A 25308-nucleotide genomic window follows, 5' to 3' on the forward strand; every position below is an offset into this window, starting at 1 on the left:
ATTTTATTTTGTTGTATCTATGAATGACAAGCAGGGTCAGTACACTCTCGCCAGGTTCAGCACTTTCTGGAGTCACAGTGAAACCCTTACCCACGTCAAATCAAAGGATTATTTTCAGGAGCGGTGTCTCCGAGGGCAAAATCTACATCAGAGAGCAACAGGGCAGGCTGCAACGGATACGCCGGGGCTTGAATGTCGGCCTCATCGGTCTGTTTATGCTGCTGCCGCTGCTGCAGTATCAGGGTCATCAGGCGATACTGATCGATCTGGCTCAGCAGCGATTGGATCTGTTTTCGCTGTCTCTGTTCCCCCAGGATCTCATGATCGTGGCGTTGCTGTTCATTCTGGCCGCGTTCTTGCTGTTTACTGCCACCAAGTTGTACGGTCGCATCTGGTGCGGGTTCAGTTGCCCACAAACGGTGTGGACCCTGATGTTTAACTGGCTCGAACGCCGAGTCGAAGGTTCTCACAGCCACAGCCGAGCCTTGGACGCTCAGCCCTGGAGTGGCCAAAAGCTTGCCAAGAAGGGGGTCAAGCACGCTTTGTGGCTGGCCTTGTCACTGGCTTCCGGTCTGACCTTTGTGTCCTATTTCGTGCCGGTGTCTGAGTTGTATCCGGCCTTTTTCAGTTTGGATGCTTCGTTAACCGTGCAGGCGTGGGTAGGTTTTTTCACACTGTGCACCTATGTTAACGCCGGGTGGTTACGGGATAAGGTGTGCCAGCACATCTGCCCTTACGCGCGATTCCAATCGGCGATGTTCGATGACAATACCCGTTTGCTCGCCTACGACGCCGCTCGTGGAGAGTCTCGAGGTCCAAGGAAGCGGGGCCAGAAACCGTCTGCCTCGCAGGGGGATTGCGTCGACTGTGATCTGTGCGTTCAGGTATGCCCGGTGGGCATCGACATTCGAGACGGGCTACAGTATCCCTGCATCAGTTGTGGCCTGTGCATCGACGCCTGTGATCAGACCATGGCGCGCTTTAACTATGCCAGAGGCCTGATTCGATTCACCTCGTCGCGCAAGGGCGGGCGTTCCGTTAGCGGCTATCTGGGCTACGGGGTCGGGGTCTTGCTGACGGTGGTGGCCATCATGGCCTGGGCCAACGCCCGAACCAGTTTTGAGGTCAATGTGATTCGTGATCGTCAGGCCCTGTACCGGATCAACAATCAGGGCTTTGCTGAGAATACCTACAAATTTAAGGCGCTTAACAAAACTCAGCAGCCGCGAACCTACGGCATCATCGTTCAGGGCGTCTACGGACTGAGCATCGAAGGGGAGGCCTACATGACGGTGGCCCCGGGGCAACACCAGACCCACGTGCTGACCGTGGCGCTGACGGAAGACGCCCAAAAGGGGCAAACTCCAATTCGATTCGTGGTCGTGGATGTCAAAACCGGCGAGCACCTGTTCCGCAAATCCAGCTTCTATGCCGGCTAACCGGCAACAAAAAAGCCCGCACATCTCTGTGCGGGCTTTCGGAATGTGGTACAACCGAGTGGATTTGAACCACCGACCCCTACCATGTCAAGGTAGTGCTCTAACCAACTGAGCTACGGTTGTATCGCTGGTGCGTCTGAGTGGACTCGAACCACCGACTTCCACCATGTCAAGGTGACACTCTAACCAGCTGAGTTACAGACGCATCTCGCTAAGCGATGGCTAGATACTAGGGGTAGACGCGGTCATTGACAACCCCAATGTTCAGGTTAAGTGTCTGTTTGACTAAACATTGTCCTCGAAAGGTCGAATTTGCATCAGTGTGCTAACTCGGCCGCCAACCGCAGCCGCCGTTGAATCACCACCAAGCGCCATTTCAATAACAGAGCGGCGGTAGACAGGCCACTGATGAATCCGATCCAGAATCCGGCGGCGCCCATGGGGGCGACCAGCCAGTCGGTCAGTCCCAGCACCAGGCCGGTGGACAACCCCACGCCCCAGTAGGAAAACAGTGAGATCCACAGCAGGGCGGTGGTGTCTTTATAGCCTCGTAAACTGGCCGCAGCCACTACCTGTACCGTATCGGAGAACTGATAGATGGCACACAGGAACATCAGCTGACCGGCCAACAGCAATACCGCCGGATCCGAGCTGTACAGCTGCGCAATCGCATCCCGGGCGAGGACAGTGAAACTGGCGGTGATCAAGGCGATGACCAGGCCGACCTGCAGGCCAAGCCGCGCCACTAACGCCGCAGTCTCGGGCTTATCCTGGCCCAGGTAGTAACCGACACGAATGGTGACCGCCATGCCCAGGGCCAGCGGCAGCATGAACACCAACCCGGAGAAGTTGGCGGCGACCTGGTGGCCGGCAACGGTGATCGCCCCCAGCGGCGCGATGGCCACGGCGACAATGGCAAACAGCGTTACCTCGAAGAACAACGCCAGGGCAATGGGCAAGCCCAGACCAAAAATCGCTTTTTGAGTGTCACCGTCCACCTTGCCCCATTGGCTGAACATCTTCATGTGACGGAATTTCTTGGCCCAGGCCACATAGGCGGCCATCGACAGGAACATCGCCCAGAACACAATGGCCGTGGCCACGCCACAGCCAGCGCCGCCCATGGCGGGAAAGCCCAGGTGACCGTAGATCATGACGTAGTTGGCAGGAATGTTCACCGCCAGGCCGATGAAACCGATGATCATCGATGGCAGGGTCCAGGACAGGCCTTCACTGAAATTTCTTAACACCTGAAACAGCAAAAAGGGCGGGGCACCCCACAAAACCGCTTCAATGTAGCCCTGACTGAGCGCAAACAGCTGCGGTTCCAGATCCATCTGTGCTAAAACCCAGTTAGCCTGGCTGAAAACCCCCATAGCGATCACACCGCACAGCAGGGCCATGTAGATTCCCTGGTGGACCAGCGGACGAATTTTCTGTTCTTGCTTGGCGCCATGCAGATGCGCCACCATAGGGGTCAACGCCATTAATATGCCGGCGAAGAATAAGATGGTCGGTAGCCAGATGCTGGTGCCGATGGCCACCGCGGCCATGTCGGAGGCACTGACCCGACCAGCCATGACGGTATCGATAAAACCCATCATGGTCTGAGCCAGTTGAGCGGCGAGAACGGGTAGAGCTAGGCGTATAAGGCTTTTTACCTGATAGAGGCGACTGTGCATATTGTACGGTCCGGTACGACTGAATTATTGGAGTTATATGTTTACTGGAATTGTTCAGACCAAAGCGCGAGTAGCGGCCATTACTGAGAAGGATAGACTACGTACTTTTGCAGTACAGATACCTGAGGCCTTCAGAAAGGAATTGGTGGTGGGCGCCAGCGTGGCCCACAACGGTGTGTGTTTGACCGTTACTGAACTGGATGATGATAAAGTCTTTTTTGATGTAATGGAAGAGACACTTAGGGTCACCAATCTTAAGGATCTCGGCGCCGGCGACCACGTCAATATCGAGCGTTCCCTGGTATTCGGAAAGGAGGTCGGCGGCCATGTGGTGTCCGGTCACGTTCACACCCTGGCCCGCATCACCGCCATCGACAAGACCGACACCAACTGCACCTTCAGCCTGGCAGTGGATTCCAGCTGGATGAAGTACATTCTGCATAAAGGCTTTGTCGCCATCGATGGCTGCAGCCTGACGGTCGGCAACACCAAAGAGGATGGCTTTGACATTCACCTTATTCCCGAGACCCTGGCGGTGACTACCCTGGGTGAGCGCCGAGTCGGCGATGAACTCAATATTGAAATCGACAGCCAGACACAGGCGATCGTCGACACCGTTGAGCGGGTGCTGTCCCAGCGCGGCCTGAGCTGAACCGAGTTAATACAGCTGTTCGTCGTCACCGTCGACGAACAGCTTTAGTGACTGTTTTTGCTCGTCGATCCACAACTGCAAGTGGATGGCATTGCAGCAGGCCTGACAATCTTCGTAATACTCCTGATCGCCACCACTGGCGTCCACCGACACCGAGGTCTGAGATCCGCAGTGCGGACACTGAATGCTTTTGTAGAAGGCATCGGTTCGCATGGCCGTACTCCCGTCTGTGGCTCCTTTCGCAAGTGTAAGCCATAGCCGCCACCTCCACCGCACAATCGACGCTTTGTGGCGTACTTTCGCACTGGCGGAGGACGAAACTGCCGGTAAATCAAGGTTTGGCAAGCTAAAGGGTTTGTAAACCCACCTTCAGATTCCTATACTACGCTTTCGCCGGCACCCTGGGTTGCACTGCGCTGCTCTGTTTACCCCGTAAGGTAGATACCAGACGCATCGGATAACTCACGGAATTGCCGCCTTATTTTACTATTCAAACATGTGATCTTTTGTGTGGATCACCACTGTGGAGAGTCCTATGCCTGTAATTACCCTGCCTGACGGTAGTCAACGTCAATTCGACAACCCTGTTTCTGTCATGGATGTGGCCCTGGACATTGGTCCTGGCCTGGCGAAAGCCTGTGTGGCCGGTCGCATCAATGGCGAGCGTGTCGATGCCTGTGAAGTGATGACCGAAGACAGCGAGCTGTCCATCATCACCGCCAAGGATGAAGATGGTCTGGAAATCATTCGTCACTCCTGTGCTCACCTGCTGGGTCACGCCATTAAGCAGATGTGGCCCGAAGCCAAGATGGCCATCGGTCCGACCATCGACAATGGCTTTTACTACGACATCGATCTGGAGCAGAAGTTGACCCAGGAAGATCTGGATGCGCTGGAAAAGCGGATGCAGACTCTGGCCAAGACCAACTACGACGTCATTAAGAAGAAAGTCAGCTGGCAGGAAGCGCGCGATACCTTTGAAGCGCGCGGCGAGACCTACAAAATCGAGATTCTCGATGAAAACGTCAGCCGCGATGACAAGCCAGGGCTCTACCATCACGAAGAGTACATCGACATGTGCCGCGGCCCTCACGTGCCGAACATGAAGCACTGTCACCACTTTAAGCTGATGAACGTTGCCGGTGCCTACTGGCGCGGTAACTCCGACAACAAGATGCTGCAACGCATCTACGGTACCGCCTGGGCCGATAAGAAGCAGCTTAAAGCGCACCTGAACCGCCTGGAAGAAGCCGCCAAGCGCGACCACCGTAAAATCGGTAAGGCGCTGGATCTGTTCCACTGGCAGGAAGAAGCGCCGGGCATGGTGTTCTGGCACAACGATGGCTGGAACGTCTACCTGGAACTGGAAAAGTTTGTCCGTAGCAAACTGTCCGAGTTCACCTATCAGGAGGTCAAAGGCCCGCTGATGATGGACCGGGTGCTGTGGGAGAAGTCCGGCCACTGGGACAAGTACGCCGACAACATGTTCACCACCGAGTCTGAGAAGCGCGAATACGCCATCAAACCGATGAACTGCCCCGGTCACGTGCAGATCTTCAACCAGGGTCTGAAATCCTATCGCGACCTGCCGCTGCGAATGGCCGAATTTGGTTGCTGCCACCGCAACGAGCCATCTGGCGCGCTGCACGGCCTGATGCGGGTTCGTGGATTTACCCAGGATGACGCTCACATCTTCTGTACCGAAGAACAGGTGCAAGCTGAGGTGACCGATTGCATCCGCATGGTGTACGACACCTACGAAACCTTTGGTTTTGCCAGCATCGCCGTTAAGCTGTCGACCCGCCCGGAACAGCGGGTAGGAACCGACGAGATGTGGGATCGGGCCGAACAAGGCCTGATGGATGCTCTGAAAGCCAATGACATCGCCTACGAGCTGCAGCCAGGCGAAGGGGCGTTCTATGGTCCAAAGATTGAATTTACTTTGCACGATTGTCTGGATAGAGCTTGGCAGTGCGGCACCATTCAGTTAGACTTCGCTCTTCCTGAGCGTTTGGGTGCCAGCTACGTTGCTGAAGATAACAGCCGTAAAACGCCGGTGATGATTCACCGCGCCATTCTGGGCTCTCTGGAACGTTTTATCGGAATTTTGATTGAAGAGTACGCCGGTCGATTCCCGACTTGGCTGGCTCCGACACAGGCCGTCGTCATGAACATTACTGACAAACAATCAGAATATGTTCAAAAAGTCGCAGAAGCTCTCAAAAATGCTGGAATTAGAGTGAAAGCGGACTTGAGAAACGAGAAGATTGGCTTTAAAATTCGCGAACATACTTTAAAGCGCACGCCTTATTTATTGGTCGTTGGTGACAAAGAAGTCGAAAACGGCGAAGTGGCAGTGCGTACACGCGATGGCGCTGACTTGGGTAAATTTAAAGTCGAAGACTTGATTGCCCGCATCACAGATGAAGTCAGTGACCGTAGTCTGCAATTGCTGGAGGAATAAGCTATAAAAGGCGGAAAGAAGCAAGGTCCGGCCAAGGACCAAACTCGAATCAATGGTGAAATTCGCGCTCGTGAAGTTCGTCTGATTGGTGTTGATGGTGAGCAAGCAGGTATCGTTTCAGGTCGTGAGGCCGCGGAACTTGCTCAAGAAGCCGGTTTGGATCTGGTAGAGATCAGTCCAAATGCGGAGCCACCGGTTTGCCGGATTATGGACTACGGTAAGTTCCTTTACGAACAGGCTAAAAACCAAAAGGAACAGCGTAAAAAGACCAAGCGGATTCAGGTTAAGGAAGTTAAATTCCGTCCTGGAACCGATGATGGCGATTATCAGGTAAAACTACGCAACCTGACTCGCTTCTTGGAAGATGGAGACAAAGCGAAAGTTACGCTGCGTTTCCGTGGTCGCGAAATGGCCCACCAGGATCTCGGCATCAAACTGTTGAACCGTATTAAAGACGATTTGGCAGAGATTGCAGTGGTCGAGGCTTTCCCTAAAGTGGAAGGTCGCCAAGCGGTGATGGTCCTCGCACCAAAGAAGAAACAGTAAGGCTTCCAAGTAATTAAATCAGCTCGGTCGCTGACCGGGCTGATTTTGTTCGCCTTGCAGTTCTATTTTTTTATTAACAATGCGGAGTTTCAAATGCCTAAGCTGAAATCCAATAAGGGTGCCGCTAAGCGTTTTAAGAAAACTGCCTCCGGCGGTTTCAAGCGCAAGCAGTCACACCTGCGTCACATCCTGACCAAGAAGTCTACTAAGCGTAAGCGTCATTTGCGCTCCAAACAGATGGTTGCTAAGTCTGACGTTGCTCAGATCAAAACCATGCTGCCGTACGCTTAATTGGGAAGGAGAGTTAAAAAATGGCTCGTGTAAAACGCGGTGTTACCGCTCGTGCTCGTCACAAGAAAGTACTCAAGCAGGCTAAAGGCTACTACGGTGCCCGCAGTCGTGTCTATCGCGTAGCAGTTCAAGCTGTTACCAAGGCTGGTCAATACGCTTACCGTGACCGTCGCCAGAAAAAGCGTCAGTTCCGTCAGCTGTGGATCGCCCGTATCAACGCTGCTGCTCGTCAGAACGGCATGTCTTACAGCCGTTTCATTAACGGTCTGAAGAAGGCGTCTGTTGAGATCGATCGTAAGATCCTGGCCGATATCGCAGTATTCGACAAGGTAGTATTTACTGCCCTGGTCGAAAAAGCGAAAGAGGCTCTGGCTAAGTAAGCACTGCTTACCTGTCAGGAAAAAGGGACCCTAGGGTCCCTTTTTTATTGGCGGCAGAAAATCGTCATAAGCCGCCAAATAAAAAGGCCAGCATAAGCTGGCCTTTTTATTTACCAAATCGCTATTTTAGCGTTGGCCGCGGGGCAGGGCATTGCCCTTATTTGAAGCCAGCTTTTGTGCCCAAAGTTGCTTGGGAGACAAACCGCCGTTGCCACTTTTAACCGCTTGGGGTTTGGCTTTTGGTGCGGCTTTCTTGGCCACAGTCTTCTTGGCTGGCGCTTTCTCTGCAGGCGCTGCTACTTCAGCTTCTGCTGCGCCGGAGCTCAGTTCCTGAGCCAGATCAGCCAGGTCGCCCAGTCGCAGTGACTTGCCACCATCAACTTTGAACCAGCTGCCTTTCTGCTCGATGGTAGCGGCTTTGCCATGTTTCTTAAGGTACGCATCGTTAAATTGCTGCAGTACCTCTTCCTTGTTTAATTTGGACATGTGTTATTAAACCTTTGTCATTAAGCCGACTCGGGCCGGTATTAAAGCTAGTCTTTATACCGATTCTGCAGCTATTTGTCTAATTTTTGCAGTAAAAACGCATCAAAACTGAGAGCGAAACGGGTTATTACCTAAGTTGGTTAAAAGAGCGGCTGATGCCTTTAAAACTAAAGGAACGAGCTCAATTTCACTTATTCTGCAACCGGGCTCAATTCTAATTCCGCAGCGCCTAAACAGTGGCAATCCCTTTCAGTCCGGTTACACTGTATGCCTGCCGTACACTCAACGAGAGATCCCATGAAACGCACTCAACTGCTGGCCCACCTGGAAGGCTTACTCCAACCCTGGAACGTGAAAGATTACGCCCCCAACGGCCTGCAGGTCGAAGGGCGCGAGGAGATTCAGCACATCGTGACGGCGGTGACCGCCAGTCAGTCGGTCATCGACCGGGCGGTGGCGCTAAACGCCGACATGGTACTGGTGCACCATGGTTATTTCTGGAAGGGGGAGGCACCGGAGATCACCGGCATGAAACACAAGCGCCTGCGGGCACTGTTGGTGAACGACATCAACCTGGTGGGCTACCACTTGCCATTGGATATTCACCCGACCCTGGGTAATAACGCCCAGTTGGCTAAAGCCCTGGGCCTGACCATCACCGGCCCCATGGAAGCGGGTAATGAGCACTCGGTTGCGGTCTGTGCTCGATTGGACCCGCCCGTCAGTGGCCAAGAGTTGGCCAAGCGCATCGAAACCGTTCTGGGGCGAGCGCCGTTGCACATCAAGGGCCACGATCGGCTCATCAGCAGCCTGGGTATTTGCAGCGGCGGTGCTCAGGATTACATCGACCTGGCCGCGGCTCGTGGCCTGGATGGGTACCTGTCCGGAGAGGTCTCTGAGCGCACCTATTACAGCGCTACCGAGCAAGGCATCGATTACTTTGCTGCCGGGCACCATGCGACCGAGCGAGGCGGCATTCAGGCACTGGGCAGCCACCTGGCGAACGAGTTTAATCTTCAGATCAGCTTTGTGGACACCGATAATCCGGTCTAACGGCACCAGCAGCACATTAAAAAAGGGCGCCTTGAGGCGCCCTTAGTGTGTTCTCGGCCGTGATCATGGCTGATACAGGTTGACCACATCGATGCGGCTGGCTTCATCGAGATCGATGTGGCCGCTGTTGGCACTGTCAAAGAAATCGAACGCCGGCAGATCCGCTTCGGCCACTTCACCGCTGGGCTTGGCGTTCGGATCGGCGCTCAGACTTTGAAAATCAAAGAGCTGCCGGTCGACCAGTTGCGACGGGGCCACGTTCTGCATGGCGGTAAAGATGGTCTCAATCCGGCCGGGGAATTGTTTGTCCCACAGATTGAGCATCTCTTTAACCTGCTTGCGCTTGAGGTTCTCCTGAGAGCCGCACAGGTTACAGGGAATGATCGGAAACGCTTTCATGCTGGCGTATTCGGCGATGTCCTTCTCTCGAGCGTAAGCCAGTGGCCGAATCACCACGTTGGCGCCATCGTCGGAGCGCAGTTTTGGCGGCATCGACTTGAGCTTACCGCCAAAGAACATATTCAGGAACAGGGTTTCCACCATGTCATCACGGTGGTGACCCAGGGCAATCTTAGTGGCCCCAATACGTTGCGCAAACCCATACAGGGTGCCGCGGCGCAGGCGAGAGCACAGGGAGCAGGTGGTTTTACCTTCCGGAATCTTATCTTTAACGATGGAATAGGTGTCCTTCTCCAGGATATGGTAAGCCACACCCAGGCTATCGAGGTAAGCAGGAAGGATCTCTTCGGGGAACCCTGGTTGCTTTTGATCCAGGTTGACCGCCACCAGTTTAAAATCCACTGGCGCTCGGTGCTGCAGATTCAACAGAATGTCCAGCATGGTGTAACTGTCCTTGCCTCCGGACAGACATACCATGACGACATCGCCGTCTTCGATCATCTTGTAATCTTCAATTGCAGAGCCCACTTCGCGTCGCAGACGCTTCTGCAATTTATTCAGACGGGTTTTCTGTTTCTGACTCAGTTCCACTCAATACCTCGAAATGCCACAAATGGGGCTGGCATTATTCCAGCATCGGTAAACCTGGTAAAGAGGCGAGCACAAAAAAACGCGGCCTAAGCCGCGTCATTACCGGGTTTGAACGGATTACCCCTCTGTCGAGGTCAACACCCGCCTCAGTCGGCCAGGGGGCAAACAAAATTGGCCGGTTTAAAGGCCACCAGATCGCACTCCAGGCTGTCAATGACGTGTTCGGCGGTATTGCCGATCAACGCGGCAGACAATCCGCTTCGACCCACGGTGCCCAGCATCACCAGTTCGGCATTCAGCTCTCGAGCCAGGTCGGGAATCACATCTTCCGGCAGCCCCTCGAGCACATGGCAGTGGCTGTCATCGATGTCGTACTTGGCTGCCAGCTCAGCAATCCGGGCCTGATGGTGCTGTTTGATGGACTGGTTGTAAGCGTGGGCATCGAAGTCGGGCAGCTCGATGGCAATGTTCACCGGCGTCCCCGGATAACCGTTGACCAGGTGCACCTGAGCATCGATGATGCCGGCCAGGGTGACCGCCTTACTGACGATGCGCTCATTGAGCTCCTTGTGGTCTTCATCATCGGCGGCCACATTGACGGCGGCCAGGATGTTGCCCTTCGCCGGCCAGTCGTTTTCTTTGACCAACAATACCGGCACCGGTGCCTTGCGCAACAGATGCCAGTCGGTGGGCGTGAAGATCACCGATTTCAGTTTATCGTGGGCGTGGGTGCTCTTGATGATGTAGGCAACGTCGTTGTTGAGGACGTGGTTGATGATGCTTTCAAACGGCCGGTTATGCCAGACCACTTCAAAGTCCACATCAATCCCCTCGGCTTTGAGAGGCTCTGCCAACTGTTCCAGCCATTTTTGCCGCTGCAACACGACGCCGTTACGCATCGCATCCCGCTCTTCCTGGGACAACATGGAGGTCATCTCATAAGAGAAGTCAAAAATACTGAGAAACAGGGTCAAACGGGTACCGGCGCAGCGCGCCAGATGTGCGGCTCGGGCCAGGGCCGGCTGCTCATCGCGGCTGGGGTCGATTACCACAAGAAGTTTGTCGCTGCTCATAATACTCTCCTAACTGAACTCCCTCACCGTCATCGTGGCACGGGGGTGAGGAACATTCCTTTGTTTAGATCAAAAATAGCGCCGTTGCGGTCCTGTGCAGCGGCGAACCCTTGATGGGTGCCTGCCACGGGCAGACGCCGAAAATCCGTTTCACTGAAGGGAGACGCCTTTCAGCTGAACTGGGGTGGTCAATAATTAGAGTACCACTTGTAGCTGAAATTCAAAGAGTTATTAAGTCAGCTATCCAAGAAGGCGGCCTGGTCGTCGGCCGCCGTCTAGGATGGCCCGGTTTCACATGTCGGTCAGGCCAGTGGCGACCGGAACTGATCCGGCTTTAACGCCAGCAGGTCGCACTGCAGGTTGTCGATGACCTGTTCGGCGGTGGTGCCAAGCAGCGTGGCAGTGATTCCCTGTTCACCGATGGTCCCAATCACCACCAATTCCGCATCCAGCAGTTTTGCCTGGCCAGAGATCACATCCTCCGGCAGTCCCTCCTTAACGTGGCAGCATTCCGGGCTGATGTCGAACTTGGCTCCCAGGGCTTCTACGTGCTCCTGATGGTGCTGATGCACCGACTTATTGAAGCGGGAGGAGTCCAGCGAGGGCTGTTCGATAAACATGTTCTCCGGTAAGCCAGGGTAACCGTTGACTAGGTGCACCACGCCATCGATAAGCGCGGCCAGATTTTTAGCGGTATTGACGATGCGGGTATTGAGCTCCTGATGCAGCGGGTCTTGTGAGTCCACATCCACCGCCGCGATGATCACCCCCTTGGGTGGCCAGTCGTGATCTTTCACCAGCAATACCGGTACCGGCGCTTTGCGAATCAGGTGCCAGTCGGTGGGCGTGAAGATCACCGACTTGAGGGTGTCGTGAGCCTGGGTACTCTTGACGATGTAGGAAACGTCATGGTCGAGCACATGGCGAATAATGCTCTCAAATACCCGTACGTTCCAGTCGATCTCATAGTCAACGATCAGCCCCTCTTGCTGCAGCGGCGCCACCAGCCGTTTCAGGTGGCCTTCGTGCTTCTCCAATAGCGCCGCCCGCAACAACTCTCGCTCCTCTTCGGACAGCAACGCCCGCTTTTCGTAGGAGAAGTTAAATATGGTCAGAAACAGCGTCATCGGCGCGCCGGTCTTTCGCGCCAGGTGGGCGGCGCGGTCCACGGCAGGTTGTTGTTCTCGAGAGGGGTCGATAACGACCAGAAGTCGCTCACTGCTCATAGCGTTTTCCTCCGGACAGGCCCGGGGCACTGCCGCCAAATGGGAATAATCACCCTTTGTTCTAGAACAAAATTGACGCTTTCGCTAATGGGAATGCAGCAGGAGGGGAGGGCGAATGACAACGCCCACCGAAAGGTGGGCGCTTAAACAGGAGCTTAGCGGGCGATTCTGGCATTGCCTGCCAGATCAGAGAGTCGCTCGAGATCGACAATGGTGATGTACTTGCCCTTCACTTCAATCAACCCTGACTTTTGGAACCGTCCCAACAGCCGACTGATGGTCTCTACGGTCAAGCCGAGGTAGTTGCCGATGTCGCCACGGGTCATGGTCAGGCGGAACTCTCGGCTGGAGAAACCGCGATTGCCGAAGCGTTTGGCTAGGTTGCTGATGAAGGCCGCCAATCGCTCTTCGGCGTTCTTCTTGGACAGCAACAGAATCATCTCCTGGTCACCCATGATCTCATTGCTCATCAGGCGCATGATCTGCTGTCGCAGCCTGGGCATAACGCCGCTGAGTTGATCCAGAGTCTCATAGGGGATCTCACAGACCATGGCGGTTTCCAGTGCCTGGGCGAAACTCTGATGTTGTTCCGAATGGATGCCATCAAATCCGATAACATCGCCAGCCAGATGAAAGCCGGTGATCTGCTCGTCGCCGTTTTCGGTGATGGTATAGGATTTGATTGTGCCGGAGCGAATGGCGAACAAACTTTTCAGTGGTTCACCGGATTGAATGAGGATTTCACCTTTTTGTATCGGCTTTTTCCGCTCAATAATGGCGTCGAGTTTATCCAACTCATTGGCATTAAGAGTGAAAGGAATGCAGAGTTCCGACATGCTGCAATCATGACAGTGGATGGCACATCCACCGAACGCCGTCCGTTTTGCTCGATTGTTATCCAAGGTTCTGTACACCTGATTGGCTTCTTCCTAGGGTATGGTAAACCAACTCAGGCCTTTTTAGCTACAAAATTTGACCTAGAGCAATAAAAAGAGTGTGAACTCCGTAGGCGATTAGCAATACTGAACTGATAAGTTTAAACCCCTTATGCACAAGGAGTTTTTTAAAGGCGTCTGCCGCGGCCCCCACCAGGAACATGCTGGGCAGAGTACCCAGGCCAAAGGCCAGCATCGCCACCATGGTGTTGCTGATGCTGCCCAGTGACAGGGCCCAGATCAAAGTGGAGTACACCAGGCCACAGGGCAGCCAACCCCATAACAAACCAGCAAAAACAGCCTTAGAGGGGTGGGTGATCGGCAACTGTCGCCGGGCCAGAGGCGCCAACCGGTTCCACACCGGCTTGCCCAGCTTTTCAACCCACAGCAACCCGCGGTTGAGGTTCGCCAGGTACAGCCCCATCATGATCAACAGCACCCCGGCCAGCAACCGCAACCCCGCTAGCCAGTGATCGACATGAAACAGACTGCTCATGCCGGTGGCCAGCGAGGCCAGAATCGCTCCGGCCATCACATAGCTGATGATGCGCCCGCCGTTGTAGGCGCCGAGCAGGGCAAAGCGTTTGCCCAGATTGGCTTGCTGATGGCTGGGTAGGCCGTGGGACAGCGCCGCCATGATGCCGCCGCACATCCCCACACAATGGGCCGACCCCAGCAATCCTATGGTGACCGCCGCCCAGAAATCGAGCTCATTCATGGCGGTCTTTGCGGTCTTCGTCAAACAGAATGTTGGAGGCCTGACGATCCAGATCTTCGAATTGGTCTGACTTTACCGCCCAGAAGAAGATCACCACGGCGATGATCACAAACAGGATGGCGACCGGGATTAGGGTAAAGATGATGCTCATAATTTCAATAGTCTCACACTGTTGCCCACCACGATGAGGGAGCTTGCTGACATGCCGATGGCGGCCACGTAGGGGGGAACCCAGCCGATGACGGCCAGAGGCATGATGGACAGATTGTACCCCAGTGCCCACAGCAAATTTTGACGGATGACACGAACGGTCTTTTTCGAAATCGCAATGCCATCGATAATCGGCGCCAGGCTGTCGCCGAGCAGCACCAGGTCGGCGCTGCTCTTGGCCAGTTCGGTACCGGCCCCCATGGCGATGGAGATGTCGGCACCGGCCAATACCGGCGCGTCGTTGACGCCATCGCCAAACATCGCCACCCGTTGGCCTTGAGCCTGCTTTTGTTTCAGGTAGCGATGTTTCTGCTCTGGCGTTACCCCGTGGGTGCAGTGGTCCAGGTCCAGCTCGCGGGCGACGACCTCGGCATTGGGGCTGGGGTCTCCGGACAGCATCTCGCAGCGCAGTCCCATGGACTTAAGCGTGGCGATGGTTGCCACCGCGTCCGGTCTAAGGCGGTCGGCCAGAGAGAACCAGGCCAACGGGCCCTGTTCATCGGCCAGCCAGATCTTGTTGTCACTGACACCGGGGCCGGCGAATTCACCATGACCGATGCGATAGCGAACCCCGTTGATTCGGCCGGTGATGCCACTGCCGGCAACGTGTTCAACGTCCTCGGCGCTGACGGCGTCACGCTCATAGGGTTTAAACACCGATGCCAGCGGATGGCTGCTGCGCCGTTCCAAGGCTGCGGCGATCACCAGGGGGTCGAGGTCGGATTCTCTGCCGCTAACACAGCGGTGGTCATCCAATTGCCAGTGGCCGAACGTCAGCGTGCCGGTTTTATCGAACAACAAGGTGTCCACTTTCGGCAAGGCCTCCAGCACCCGGGAACTGCGGGTTAACAGGCCATGATGACGCAGCGCGTTGCCGCCGCAGGTTAACGCTGCCGGGGTGGCCAGTGACAGGGCACAGGGACAGGTGGCGACCAGCACCGACAGGGTGATCCAGAATGCCTGGTCAGGATCGATAAACTGCCACACCAGGTAGGTCAACGCGGCGATGATCAGCACCGCCGGGACGAAGTAGCGAGCAACGGTGTCGGCCAGCCGGGCAATGTCAGGCTTTTCTTCGGCAGCCTGTTCCTGCAGCCGAACGATGGTGTGCAGCAGTTGGTTGCTGCCGACCTGGACCACCTCCACCTCAATGCTCTGATCGAAGTTGACGCTGCCGCCGTAAACCGGGTCGCCTTGAGTCTTTTTCACCGGCTGTTGTTCACCGGTGAGCATGGATTCATTCACCGAGGTCTGTCCGGAGACTACCTTGGCGTCTGCAGGAATCGGCTCTCCCGGTCGTACCAGGCAGCGGTCACCAATTTTCAGGGTCTTGGCAGCGACCTGAGAGTGACCGCCGGCATGGCATAACTCGGCGGTCAATGGCACCAACCGATGCAGATTGGAGCTGGACTCGGCCGCTTTGCGTCGGGCCCGCTGTTCCAAAAATCGCCCCAATAGCAGGAAAAAGGTGAACATCGACACCGATTCGAAGTATACCTCGCCGGTGCCCTTGAAGGTGGCGACGCAACTGGCGCTGAAGGCGCCGAGAATGGCGATGGACACCGGCACGTCCATATTGACCCTGAGCGACATTAACGAGCGCAGGGCACTGAAGTAGAACGGCTGGGCCGAATACAGGGCAACCGGAGTGGCAAACAGCAGCGACACCCAGCGGAAGTAGTCCCGGTACACCTCATCCAGGTCGGTGAAGTAACCCATGTACAGGGCCACGGCCAGCATCATCACCTGCATGGTGGCCATGCCGGCCAGCCCAAGGCGAAACAGAAATTGCTGCGAGCTTTTGGCGTAGGTCTGCTCTTTGCTGTCCGGCTGGAACGGCGTCGAGGGATACCCCACCAGTGCCATCTGGTTGAGAATTTCCGACAGCTTGATCTTGGCCGGATCCCAACTGACGGTGGCTCGCAGGGTGGTGGTATTGACGGTAATGCGGGCGATGCCGTCGCATTTTCTCAGGTGCCGTTCAATCAACCAGGCACAGGCGGCGCAACTGATCCCTTCTACCGACAACACCACCGAGTTGAGTTTGCCGTCACTGGCGACAAAGTCCCGTTGTACCTCATCCAGATCGTAGGCATCGAGCTGGGCCATGATGGCGTCCAGGTTTTGCTTACTGCCGGTTTCGGTGCGATAGCGGTAATAATCGCCCAGGCCAGCATCGCAGATGGTTTGGGCGACGGCAGCGCAGCCCGGGCAGCACATGGGATGAGACTGTTCATCGATGGTAACGCTGTAATCGGTGGACAGCGGAACCTGCTGCCCACAGTGGAAACACCCTTTATCCACGCAGACTCCCGTTATCGAAACCAGACCGACTGCTCTACCGGCAGGGCGATGCGCTGTTGCAGGCGCCAGCTTTGGTCAAAGGCATCAATCATCACTTGCCAGTTGCCGTTGACCAGTTCCTGCGCCGGCACCGGGTAACGGCCACTGGCGTCCTGGGTCAGCATCATGATGCGATCGTGCTGGGGCAGGGTGGTGTGGTGGAATTCCACTTCGATGGCCGCGCCGTCACTGGGGCCGCCATGTTGAATCAGGTACAGGTTGGAATCCTGCTGGGTCAGTTCAAACACCACCCCCAGATTGCGGGCTTGAGTGATGCGGGAAAGATCCTGGTTAATCCCTTTTCCTTTTTTGTAGTAATCCTCAGCCACCAGGGCAACCGGATTGTCTACCGCAACCTTGATGGTCATCAAGGCCGCTATCACAACGGATCCCGGTAACAGGATCAAAAACCATGGCCAGAACTGCTTGTACCAAGGAGTTGCTTTCATCTACTTTACCTTCCAATGGACTGGCCCCCATTTTACGCATTTCCAGGCTGGGAAACCAATCGATGGTGATGACATCCGTGGTCAGCGCAAGCGGCGTCACGAGGCCGAATCGGAGTCTTAACAGGGGAAAAAAAGCCCCGCCAAAAGACGGGGCTGGGTAGGGGTTAGCCCTGGCTCAGGCTATAGACGTAAGCGGTAATAAGGTGAACCTTATCCTCACCCAACACGTCTTTCCAAGCAGGCATCACACCGGTACGACCGTTACGGATGGTGTCTTCAATCACCTTACGGCTGCCGCCGTAGAGCCAATTGTTGTCGGTCAGGTTAGGCGCACCCAGCATCGGATTGCCGGTGCCGTCCATACCGTGACAGGCGAAACAGCCCTTCATGAAGCCGGCTTGACCCTTAGCGGCCAGTTCGGCGTCGTGTTTGCGACCGTTGAGTCCATACACGTACTCGGCAATGGCCGGAATCTCTTCGTCTGTGACCGGCAAGCCACCCTTAGGCATCATCATGCCGCGACGACCGTTCATGATGGTCAGCTTGATGGTGGCCGGATCGCCACCCCACAACCAGGCGCCATCGGTCAGATTCGGGAAGCCGGGGCCACCCTTGGCATCGGAGCCGTGACACTGAGAACAGTTTTGCAGGAACAGACGCTGGCCAATCTTGAGGGCGTCGTCGTTGCTGGCCAGTGCTTCGATTGGCTGCTCGGCAAAGCCCTTAAAGATCGGGCCATACTGCGCATCGGCCTGAACCACTTCCCGGTCGTACTGCACGTAACCCTGGTTGAGGCTGGTGCGGGCGGTGTCCGCGGCCACTTTGGAGTCTTCCAATGACAGCACGCTTTGGTTGGACGAGGTCCAACCTAAAAAGCCCTTCCAGTTACCCAGACCCGGATACGCGGCCAGGTAACCCAGGCCAAACACGATGGTAAACACGAACATGTAGGACCACCACTTCGGCAGAGGGTTATTGACCTCCTCAATGCCGTCGAAGGTGTGACCCATCCCTTCGCCTTCCTCCACGCCCATCTTGTCCTTAATGCACCAGATGAGGATGGCAAGGCAACCGAAGATCACCCCGAGGGTGATAACGGTAATAAATGTACTCCAAAAGCTGGTCATCTTAGATTACTCCTTAGATCCCTTAGGCGTGTTCTCGTCATCAAAGACGAGGTTGGCCGCCTCATCGAACGCGGGCTTGCGCTTGGCGCTGTACGCCCAACCGATGATGGCCAAAAAAATCAGCAATAAAACGAGGGTAACAATGCCTTGAAACGTTCCGTAGTCCATCAAAGCCTCCTTATTTCAGAGCTGTGCCCAGAGATTGCAGGTAAGCAACCAAGGCGTCCATTTCGGTTTTACCCTTAATGGACTCAACGTCCTTCTGCAGTTCCTCGTCGCTACCATAAGGTACGCCGAAGTTGTCGCGGAAGATCTGTAGTTTTTTCAGAGTCGACTCACCGTCCAGGGTATTCTCGTCCAGCCAGGGGAAACCGGGCATGTTGGACTCGGGTACCACGATGCGTGGATCACGCAGGTGGACGCGATGCCAGTCGTCGGAGTAGCGACCGCCAACCCGGGCCAGATCCGGACCAGTACGCTTAGACCCCCACAGGAACGGGTGTTCCCACACGTGCTCACCGGCGACCGAGTAGTGACCGTAGCGCTCGGTTTCACTGCGGAACGGACGGATCATCTGACTGTGACAGTTGTTGCACCCTTCACGGATGTACACGTCACGGCCTTCCATCTGCAGCGCGGTGTAAGGGGTCAGGCCCTTCACCGGCGTGGTGGTTTCGTTCTGGAAAAGCAACGGCGTGATCTGTACCAGACCACCAAAACTGATGGCAATGATGGTGAAGATCGCCAACAGGCCGATGTTCTTTTCAATTATTTCGTGCTTGAATTTCATTGCGCTTCTCCTTAAGCAGACTGAGGCTGAAGTTCTGCCTCGCCCTGGAGTGAGCCATCAGGCGCCTTGATGGTGCGGTACACGTTGTACGCCATCAGCAACATACCGGTAACGAAGAACACGCCACCAATGAAGCGAACGAAATAGAACGGGTACGAGGCCTCAAGAGACTCAACGAAGCTGTAGGTCAGGGTGCCGTCGGCATTCACCGCGCGCCACATCAGACCTTGCATAACGCCACTGATCCACATGGACACGATGTACAACACGGTGCCGATGGTTGCCAGCCAGAAGTGCACGTTCACCAGTTTGATGGAGTACATGCGGCCCTGGGCGAACAGGTTCGGGATCAGGTGGTAAAGCGAACCGATGGATACCATGGCAACCCAGCCCAGTGCACCGGAGTGTACGTGGCCGACGGTCCAGTCGGTGTAATGCGACAGGGCGTTAACGGTCTTAATGGACATCATCGGACCTTCAAAGGTCGACATACCGTAGAAGGACAGGGACACCACCAGGAATCGCAGTACCGGATCGGTACGCAGTTTATGCCAGGCACCGGACAGGGTCATGATGCCGTTGATCATGCCACCCCAGGAGGGGGCGAACAGAATCAGGGACATCACCATACCCAGAGACTGAGTCCAGTCGGGCAGGGCAGTGTAGTGCAGGTGGTGTGGGCCAGCCCAGATGTACAGCGCAATCAACGCCCAGAAGTGAACGATGGAAAGGCGGTAGGAGTAAACCGGACGACCCGCTTGCTTAGGCACGAAATAGTACATCATGCCCAGGAAACCGGCGGTCAGCAGGAAGCCAACGGCGTTGTGCCCGTACCACCACTGCACCATGGCATCCACGGCTCCGGCGTACACCGAATAGGATTTCATGGTCCACAGGCCAGACTCCACATCCACCACCGGCACCGCCAGTGAGTTAACGATGTGCAACACCGCCACGGTGATGATAAAGGCGCCGAAGAACCAGTTGGCCACATAGATGTGCTGAACCTTACGCTTCATGATTGTGCCAAAGAACACAATGGCATAGGACACCCATACGACGGCGATGGCGATATCAATCGGCCATTCTAACTCCGCGTATTCCTTAGAGGTGGTGTAGCCCAGAGGCAAGGTGATGGCGGCGGCCAGGATGATCGCTTGCCAACCCCAGAAGGTGAAGGATGCGAGCTTGGGCGCGAACAGCCGAGCTTGACAGGTACGCTGCACCACGTAGTACGAGGTGGCGAAAAGAGCGCTGGTGCCAAAGGCGAAAATTACCGCGTTGGTGTGTAACGGGCGAAGGCGGCTGTAAGTCAGCCAGGGGGTATCAAAATTGAGAGCTGGCCAGATCAGCTGCGCGGCGATAAACACGCCAACCAGCATTCCAACGATCCCCCAAATGACGGTTACTACAGCGAACTGACGGACAACTGTATAGTTGTAATCAGTGCTGGCATTAGTCAGGTTCATATTTTTAGCTTCCACTGCAATTGCATGTTAACTTCCACGGATGAAGTTGGAGTAACGCACATTTCGATGCAAATTTTCGCAAACGAATAACATTTGACCACTTCTAGCGTGATATGCATCAAGGCAAGGTCATGATACTTGAGGTCGGTCAAAAAACCTAGCACAAACACCCGCTGTTAATTTGATCCTGATCAAGAAACGATGTGTAATTATTGTTAATAAAATCCTGTTAATTCAAGGCGGTATTGAATGATGTTTCGAACTGTAGGCGCACTCGTCAGTGGATTGTTGATCCTGGCGGGCTGTTCGGATAATAACGAACAGGTGACCGATCCCAGCTTATGCCAGTTTGAAACTGGCCCATGCCAGTTTGCTATTTCCGGTGAAACTTTGTCGTTAACCATGACTCCGGCCAATGCTCCCAGTGAACAACCATTGGCATTATCCCTGGCGGCACCGGAAGGCTGGAGCCTTAATTCCGCACTGGTGGAAGGACGGGATATGTTCATGGGCCGAATTCCGGTTAACTTTGATGCCGACGGTCAGGGCGAATTAATGTACGGCAGCTGCGCCTCCGGCTACATGGTGTGGCAACTGCAACTTCAGTTCACCGATGCCGACGGTACCGAGCAGCGCGTCGACTTCAACTGGTTGGCCGATCACTGATCGAGCCTGCACGCGCCGGCCGGGGTAACAGCGGCCGGCAACTTTTGCCCCGACCCACCCACATTCGCGCCGCCATCTGCCTTTCTCATTGCTACCTGTGTCCTTGGTTGAGGTGTTTTATAAACGTTGGTTTCGAAAACAGTTATTTTCATTACTAATGGCGATCCGGTATGATCCGCCAGCGATCCCAGACCACGAGACCCCCAGATTGACTGAATTAACCCCGCTAGCCCCGACACAGCTGGTACCAGCCAACACCGACTTTGATTGCGCCGCATTTTCTCCGGCGTTGATCTATCTGCAGGAGCTGGGCTCGGATCTGTCGCGGCAAAAGATGATCAGCTACCTGAATGTGATCGCACGGCTGTTGAATCTGGACCATTACCGGCAGATAGACTGGGCGGCCATCGGCAAGCCGCAGGTGCTGTATCTGCTTGACCAACTGCGTCGAGGCGCGTTGATGCGTCGGCCCACGGCCCAGGGGCGCAGTCCCAATACCGTCAATCTGTACCTGGCATTGATCAAAGGGGTCGCCCGGCGGGCGTACGAGATGGGGCTGTACGAACATCGCCACTACAGCCAGATTCAATCGATTCGTCGTTTGCGAGGCAGCCGGGTGAACAAGGGGCGGGAGGTGACCAAGTCGGAGATTCAGAGTTTACTGCGGCAATGTCGCCACGACTGCGGTCCGAAAGGGTGCCGGGATCTGGCCCTGTTGAGCCTGCTGTTTGGTACCGGTGTGCGCCGCGCCGAGCTGGTGGGCATAGATCTGGCCCACCTGGATCGCCACCAAGCTACGATTCGCGTCATCGGTAAAGGCAACAAAGAGCGGCTGTTGTACCTGAATCAACCCACACTGACGGCACTGACCGAATACATCGACACCCTCAGAGGCGAGGACCAAGGGCCGTTGTTTCAACCGATAACCAAGCTGGGGGATCTGCTGGCGCGGCGAATGACGCCCCAGGCGGTAAAGGTGATCATCGACGCTCGAAACCGCCAGGCCAGGGTGGCCAGCTTCAGCCCCCACGATGGCCGCCGCACCTTCGCCACACAGCTGCTGTGCAATGGCGTCGACCTGCACACGGTGCAAAAACTGATGGGCCACGCCAGCATCGACACCACCCGTCAATACGACATGCGCGGTGAAGAGGTGATGCGCCAGGCGGTATCGTTGCTGGAATAGCCACTGGCTACAGGCGTTGGTAGAACAGCATCACCTGGGCACCGCTGAGGGGTTCGCCGCTAAGTGGGTCGATGGCCTGAAGGATCTGAACATTGGGCCGGGTCAACTGTGCTTTCAGCAGGGTCGCCGGATCGCTCACTTCGTCTCCCACGCCCTGGATGAAGCTAACGTCGCCATTGTCATGGCGATATTCATAGAAGTTGCCCACCTGCACCCGGTAGTATTCGGCCACATCATTAATGGTCATCGAGGTGGTGAAAACCGCCGCCGACAGCGTCAAGGGCACGGCGCCGAGATTGCCGCCCATGTCCTCTGGAAACATGTGATTCACCAATTTGGCATTGGGTGGCAACGGCAAGGTAATCGCATCGGTGCCACGAGTTTGGGCAAACGCCTGCAGGGTATCCATGCTGGCGCTGCGGGCATGTTGTTGTTGGTCACGGTTCAGGGCGATGCAGGCTTGTTGACTCTGACGGCTGATGCCGTTTTCAATCAGGCAGGACTGCAGCGATGCGATCATCTTTTCAGCCTGGGCGGCGGAGGTGTGGCCTCCATCCGGGTCGACCTGCATCAGGCAGTCGTCGTAGATGGTGTAAAACTGATCTTCACTCAGATTGGTGCATTGCATGGAGTGTTCAAAGTAACGAAAATCACTTTGCACTAAATATCGGCCAAAACTGTCGGCATAGGCAGAGTTTATCGATACCAATAGTCCGGCTAATATAAAGATTGCTTTCATGTTACTTTCCTTGTAGCAAGTCAAACATTCTAAATCCATCATAGCGGCTTTATTGCACCGTTTCTAGCGCATTCGCATCAACCATGAATGATAAACTCCGGTATCGGCGTTCCGTCATTTATAGGCGCTAGTGTAAGCAATTCATTAAATATATTTATTCAAAACAGAATGAGGTCGATAATATTAAACTTCTTTGGTAATTAACTATTGGTTTTTTAAAATATGTCGATGTTAACCTAACGCCTCACTTTTGAACCATCGCACCCTCTTTAACCGCCTGTGCTTGAGCCAGGTCGTAACTTGCGCCAACCGCAATTTGCAAATTGTGAACTTCAAAATTTAACTTCGCATTTTCAACAACTTAATCGAACTGTCAAAAATCATCTGTGATAACTATCACTGTGGAAGCGGGGAAATGCTGAGACCCTATTAGCAATCGCCATTGACTGTGGCGGGAGGCTTTCCTTTATTATTCATGAGGCCAAACATTCATGAAATTTAAAACTAAGATAGTGCTGGCATCCTGCGTGATCATGATGTTGGCATTGTCCACGCTGTCCTTACAACAATATATAACGGTTAAAAATACCATCAACTCGCTGACTGCCAATAGTGTCGATGAACTGTGCCGAAATGTCGCCAGTGCCATTGAAAAAGAGATGGTACTAAAAGGGGAAACGGCTCGCTATATGATGAGCTTGATCGAAGACGACCCCAGCGAGGCATCCATCAATCGAATATTCACCAAGGCCGCAATTAAAGACGGTTTTCTGTTGGCCGGCATCGGTTTTGAGCGCGATGGCAGCCTACTGGATAACGACCCCAACTGGGTGGTACCGGCGGATTATGACGCCCGAAAACGCCCTTGGTACCGGGAAACCAAGGCCAATAACCGCCTGACGTTTACCCAGCCCTACCAGGACACCATGACCAACGAGACCCTGGTGTCCATCACCGTACCGATGCAGCAACAGGGACGCTTTTCCGGGGTGATGTTTCTGGATTTAAGCCTGTCTAAGCTCAGCGCAGCCATTAACAACATCAACCTGTTCGATGCCGGCTACCTGTTTCTGCTCAACCGTGAGAAAGTGTTTATCTCCCATCCGGATGAGAGCCTCAACGGCACCGCCGCCAGCGAACGCTTTGGCCGACAAATCGATTTCTCACAAACCGAGCAGAGCGTCGACATCGACGGCAAGACTCACCTGCTGAGATTCATCGATATGCCGACGCTGGGCTGGACCCTGGGCGTGGATCTGGACGCCGAAGTGATTGAGGCCGCAGAAACCAAGGTAAAATCCGATGCCATCCTGTATTCATTGATGGCGCTGGTCGTCGCGGTGGTCGCCCTGACCATGCTGATGAACCTGTTGATGAAACCCCTGGACCGCCTGAACGACGCCATGGCCGAGATCGCCACCGGTGAAGGCGACCTGACCCAGCGTCTGGCCACCGACTCGGAACCGGAGTTCGCCGACGTTGCCGGCTATTTCAACGGTTTCAGCGAAAAACTGTGTCGGTTGATCTCCGAAGTCAAAACCCTGGCCAACGGCTTGACCGACACCGCCACCGAAAACGCCGACGAGGCCCGTCAGAGCAAAACCGCCATCGACACTCAGCTGCGGGAGTTGGAGCAACTGGCCACGGCGATGAATGAGATGGCATCCACCTCCATGGAAGTGGCCAATCACGCCCAGGAGGCCGCTGCCGCCGTTCAGGACGCCGACCAGTCAGTGGTGCAAGGCGTGGACACCGTGGCCGATACCGCCAACGCCATCGATAACCTGTCAGAGCAGATTGAACAGGCGGTGCAGGTGGTCGGCCAGGTGTCCGAAGCCACCGCCAACATCGAGTCGATACTGGCGGTCATCAACGGCATTGCCGATCAAACCAACCTGCTGGCGCTCAATGCCGCCATCGAAGCGGCCCGGGCCGGCGAGCAGGGCCGGGGTTTTGCGGTGGTGGCCGACGAAGTTCGCACCCTGGCCAGTCGCACCCAGCAATCCACCTCCGAGATTCGAACCATGATCGATCAGTTGCAGGAGGGGGCGACCTCGGCGGTGGAAGTGATGGAGCAGAGTAAGCAGGTGGCCCAGGCCACGGTGCAGACCTCTACCCAGTCCAATGACGCCCTGAGCCGCATTCGCGACGCCATCAAGCGCATCACCGACATGAACCTGCAGATCGCCTCTGCGGCGGAAGAGCAGAGCCTGGTGGCGGAAGACATTAACCGTAGTACATTGAATATTAAAGATTTGTCCAACCAGATCTCCGAGCTCGCCGACTCTCAGGAGCAGGCGTCCAATCGGCAATTGCAAGACGCCCGTCAACAGGATCAACTGTTGGGCCAATTCCAGGTTTAAGGGTAATCTGACTCACTGCCGCGGTGCTGCC

26 protein-coding genes and 2 tRNA genes are annotated in these 25308 nt (G+C 55.2%); 10 read left to right on the forward strand and 18 right to left on the reverse strand.

What is annotated here, in order from left to right:
* Window positions 1–23: 23 nt before the first annotated feature.
* Window positions 24–1439, forward strand: a complete 1416-nt coding sequence (gene ccoG / locus H598_RS0110090; protein ID WP_084144413.1) for a cytochrome c oxidase accessory protein CcoG — start codon at window positions 24–26, stop codon at window positions 1437–1439.
* A 46-nt stretch (window positions 1440–1485) separates the two neighbouring features.
* Here the strand turns inward: ccoG and H598_RS0110095 are convergent.
* The 3 genes from H598_RS0110095 to H598_RS0110105 all read right to left on the reverse strand — a co-directional run bounded on the left by H598_RS0110095 (window position 1486) and on the right by H598_RS0110105 (window position 3121).
* Window positions 1486–1562: transfer RNA gene (locus tag H598_RS0110095), tRNA-Val, on the reverse strand.
* A 5-nt stretch (window positions 1563–1567) separates the two neighbouring features.
* Window positions 1568–1644, reverse strand: a tRNA-Val gene (locus H598_RS0110100).
* 112 nt (window positions 1645–1756) lie between these two features.
* Window positions 1757–3121: an MATE family efflux transporter gene (locus H598_RS0110105; RefSeq protein ID WP_028112915.1), complete on the reverse strand. Its 1365-nt coding sequence runs from the start codon at window positions 3119–3121 to the stop codon at window positions 1757–1759.
* Between the two features lie 37 nt (window positions 3122–3158).
* On the opposite strand from H598_RS0110105, the gene H598_RS0110110 reads away from it, so the two are divergent.
* Complete coding sequence (locus tag H598_RS0110110; protein WP_028112916.1) at window positions 3159–3773, forward strand: riboflavin synthase; 615 nt, start codon at window positions 3159–3161, stop codon at window positions 3771–3773.
* A 6-nt stretch (window positions 3774–3779) separates the two neighbouring features.
* On the opposite strand, the gene H598_RS0110115 is transcribed toward H598_RS0110110, so the two are convergent.
* Window positions 3780–3986: a CPXCG motif-containing cysteine-rich protein gene (locus tag H598_RS0110115; RefSeq protein WP_028112917.1), complete on the reverse strand. Its 207-nt coding sequence runs from the start codon at window positions 3984–3986 to the stop codon at window positions 3780–3782.
* Between the two features lie 322 nt (window positions 3987–4308).
* Here H598_RS0110115 and thrS point away from each other — a divergent pair, with 322 nt between their 5' ends.
* The 4 genes from thrS (at window position 4309) to rplT (ending at window position 7454) form a co-directional block, all read left to right on the forward strand.
* Window positions 4309–6237: a threonine--tRNA ligase gene (gene thrS / locus H598_RS0110120; protein ID WP_028112918.1), complete on the forward strand. Its 1929-nt coding sequence runs from the start codon at window positions 4309–4311 to the stop codon at window positions 6235–6237.
* A 3-nt stretch (window positions 6238–6240) separates the two neighbouring features.
* A complete protein-coding gene (gene infC, locus H598_RS0110125; RefSeq protein WP_084144414.1) occupies window positions 6241–6783 on the forward strand; it encodes a translation initiation factor IF-3 in 543 nt (180 codons plus the stop codon).
* Between the two features lie 93 nt (window positions 6784–6876).
* Window positions 6877–7074, forward strand: a complete 198-nt coding sequence (gene rpmI, locus H598_RS0110130) for a 50S ribosomal protein L35 (protein WP_028112920.1) — start codon at window positions 6877–6879, stop codon at window positions 7072–7074.
* A gap of 20 nt (window positions 7075–7094) precedes the next feature.
* On the forward strand, window positions 7095–7454 hold the full coding sequence (gene rplT, locus H598_RS0110135; RefSeq protein ID WP_028108504.1) for a 50S ribosomal protein L20: 360 nt from the start codon (window positions 7095–7097) through the stop codon (window positions 7452–7454).
* 126 nt (window positions 7455–7580) lie between these two features.
* Here the strand turns inward: rplT and H598_RS0110140 are convergent, their stop codons facing one another.
* A complete protein-coding gene (locus H598_RS0110140; protein ID WP_028112921.1) occupies window positions 7581–7940 on the reverse strand; it encodes a hypothetical protein in 360 nt (119 codons plus the stop codon).
* Window positions 7941–8237: 297 nt separating this feature from the next.
* On the opposite strand from H598_RS0110140, the gene H598_RS0110145 reads away from it, so the two are divergent.
* A complete protein-coding gene (locus tag H598_RS0110145; protein WP_028112922.1) occupies window positions 8238–8993 on the forward strand; it encodes a Nif3-like dinuclear metal center hexameric protein in 756 nt (251 codons plus the stop codon).
* Window positions 8994–9056: 63 nt separating this feature from the next.
* Here H598_RS0110145 and ttcA read toward each other — a convergent pair whose 3' ends face one another.
* The 12 genes from ttcA to ccoN all read right to left on the reverse strand — a co-directional run bounded on the left by ttcA (window position 9057) and on the right by ccoN (window position 20323).
* Window positions 9057–9983: a tRNA 2-thiocytidine(32) synthetase TtcA gene (gene ttcA / locus H598_RS0110150; protein ID WP_028112923.1), complete on the reverse strand. Its 927-nt coding sequence runs from the start codon at window positions 9981–9983 to the stop codon at window positions 9057–9059.
* A gap of 146 nt (window positions 9984–10129) precedes the next feature.
* Window positions 10130–11059, reverse strand: a complete 930-nt coding sequence (uspE, locus tag H598_RS0110155; RefSeq protein ID WP_028112924.1) for a universal stress protein UspE — start codon at window positions 11057–11059, stop codon at window positions 10130–10132.
* Window positions 11060–11358: 299 nt separating this feature from the next.
* Window positions 11359–12282 carry a universal stress protein UspE gene (gene uspE / locus H598_RS0110160; protein ID WP_028112925.1) on the reverse strand — a complete coding sequence of 308 codons (924 nt, stop codon included), beginning with the start codon at window positions 12280–12282 and terminating at the stop codon, window positions 11359–11361.
* 155 nt (window positions 12283–12437) lie between these two features.
* Window positions 12438–13184: an electron transport transcriptional regulator EtrA gene (etrA, locus tag H598_RS0110165; RefSeq protein ID WP_176819262.1), complete on the reverse strand. Its 747-nt coding sequence runs from the start codon at window positions 13182–13184 to the stop codon at window positions 12438–12440.
* A 61-nt stretch (window positions 13185–13245) separates the two neighbouring features.
* On the reverse strand, window positions 13246–13935 hold the full coding sequence (locus tag H598_RS0110170; RefSeq protein ID WP_028112927.1) for a sulfite exporter TauE/SafE family protein: 690 nt from the start codon (window positions 13933–13935) through the stop codon (window positions 13246–13248).
* Window positions 13928–14086: a cbb3-type cytochrome oxidase assembly protein CcoS gene (gene ccoS / locus H598_RS0110175; RefSeq protein WP_028112928.1), complete on the reverse strand. Its 159-nt coding sequence runs from the start codon at window positions 14084–14086 to the stop codon at window positions 13928–13930. Before ccoS ends, H598_RS0110170 begins: the two co-directional genes overlap by 8 nt.
* Window positions 14083–16449, reverse strand: coding sequence for a heavy metal translocating P-type ATPase (locus tag H598_RS0110180; RefSeq protein ID WP_028112929.1), 2367 nt, complete (start codon window positions 16447–16449; stop codon window positions 14083–14085). The genes ccoS and H598_RS0110180 overlap by 4 nt, the downstream gene beginning before the upstream one ends.
* 11 nt (window positions 16450–16460) lie before the next feature.
* Entirely contained in the window at window positions 16461–16937 is a 477-nt protein-coding gene (locus tag H598_RS0110185; RefSeq protein WP_028112930.1) for a FixH family protein, read from the reverse strand.
* Between the two features lie 164 nt (window positions 16938–17101).
* Window positions 17102–18064 (reverse strand): cytochrome-c oxidase, cbb3-type subunit III, encoded by a 963-nt coding sequence (gene ccoP, locus H598_RS0110190; protein WP_028112931.1) that lies wholly within the window; start codon window positions 18062–18064, stop codon window positions 17102–17104.
* Window positions 18065–18070: 6 nt separating this feature from the next.
* Complete coding sequence (locus tag H598_RS0110195) at window positions 18071–18232, reverse strand: CcoQ/FixQ family Cbb3-type cytochrome c oxidase assembly chaperone (protein WP_028112932.1); 162 nt, start codon at window positions 18230–18232, stop codon at window positions 18071–18073.
* A gap of 10 nt (window positions 18233–18242) precedes the next feature.
* On the reverse strand, window positions 18243–18854 hold the full coding sequence (gene ccoO, locus H598_RS0110200; protein WP_028112933.1) for a cytochrome-c oxidase, cbb3-type subunit II: 612 nt from the start codon (window positions 18852–18854) through the stop codon (window positions 18243–18245).
* Window positions 18855–18865: 11 nt separating this feature from the next.
* Window positions 18866–20323, reverse strand: coding sequence for a cytochrome-c oxidase, cbb3-type subunit I (gene ccoN, locus H598_RS0110205; protein WP_028112934.1), 1458 nt, complete (start codon window positions 20321–20323; stop codon window positions 18866–18868).
* 249 nt (window positions 20324–20572) lie between these two features.
* Here ccoN and H598_RS0110215 point away from each other — a divergent pair, with 249 nt between their 5' ends.
* Window positions 20573–20989 carry a hypothetical protein gene (locus H598_RS0110215; RefSeq protein ID WP_028112935.1) on the forward strand — a complete coding sequence of 139 codons (417 nt, stop codon included), beginning with the start codon at window positions 20573–20575 and terminating at the stop codon, window positions 20987–20989.
* A gap of 208 nt (window positions 20990–21197) precedes the next feature.
* The gene (locus H598_RS0110220) at window positions 21198–22175 is read left to right on the forward strand and encodes a tyrosine-type recombinase/integrase (protein WP_051252651.1); all 978 of its coding nucleotides are present in this window, start codon (window positions 21198–21200) and stop codon (window positions 22173–22175) included.
* Window positions 22176–22182: 7 nt separating this feature from the next.
* On the opposite strand, the gene H598_RS0110225 is transcribed toward H598_RS0110220, so the two are convergent.
* Complete coding sequence (locus H598_RS0110225) at window positions 22183–22803, reverse strand: hypothetical protein (RefSeq protein ID WP_156896994.1); 621 nt, start codon at window positions 22801–22803, stop codon at window positions 22183–22185.
* A gap of 602 nt (window positions 22804–23405) precedes the next feature.
* Here H598_RS0110225 and H598_RS0110230 point away from each other — a divergent pair.
* Complete coding sequence (locus H598_RS0110230; protein ID WP_028112938.1) at window positions 23406–25277, forward strand: methyl-accepting chemotaxis protein; 1872 nt, start codon at window positions 23406–23408, stop codon at window positions 25275–25277.
* The last annotated feature ends 31 nt before the right edge of the window (window positions 25278–25308 follow it).

The sequence above is a fragment of the Ferrimonas kyonanensis DSM 18153 genome (assembly GCF_000425405.1).
GTDB classification, from domain to species: domain Bacteria; phylum Pseudomonadota; class Gammaproteobacteria; order Enterobacterales; family Shewanellaceae; genus Ferrimonas; species Ferrimonas kyonanensis.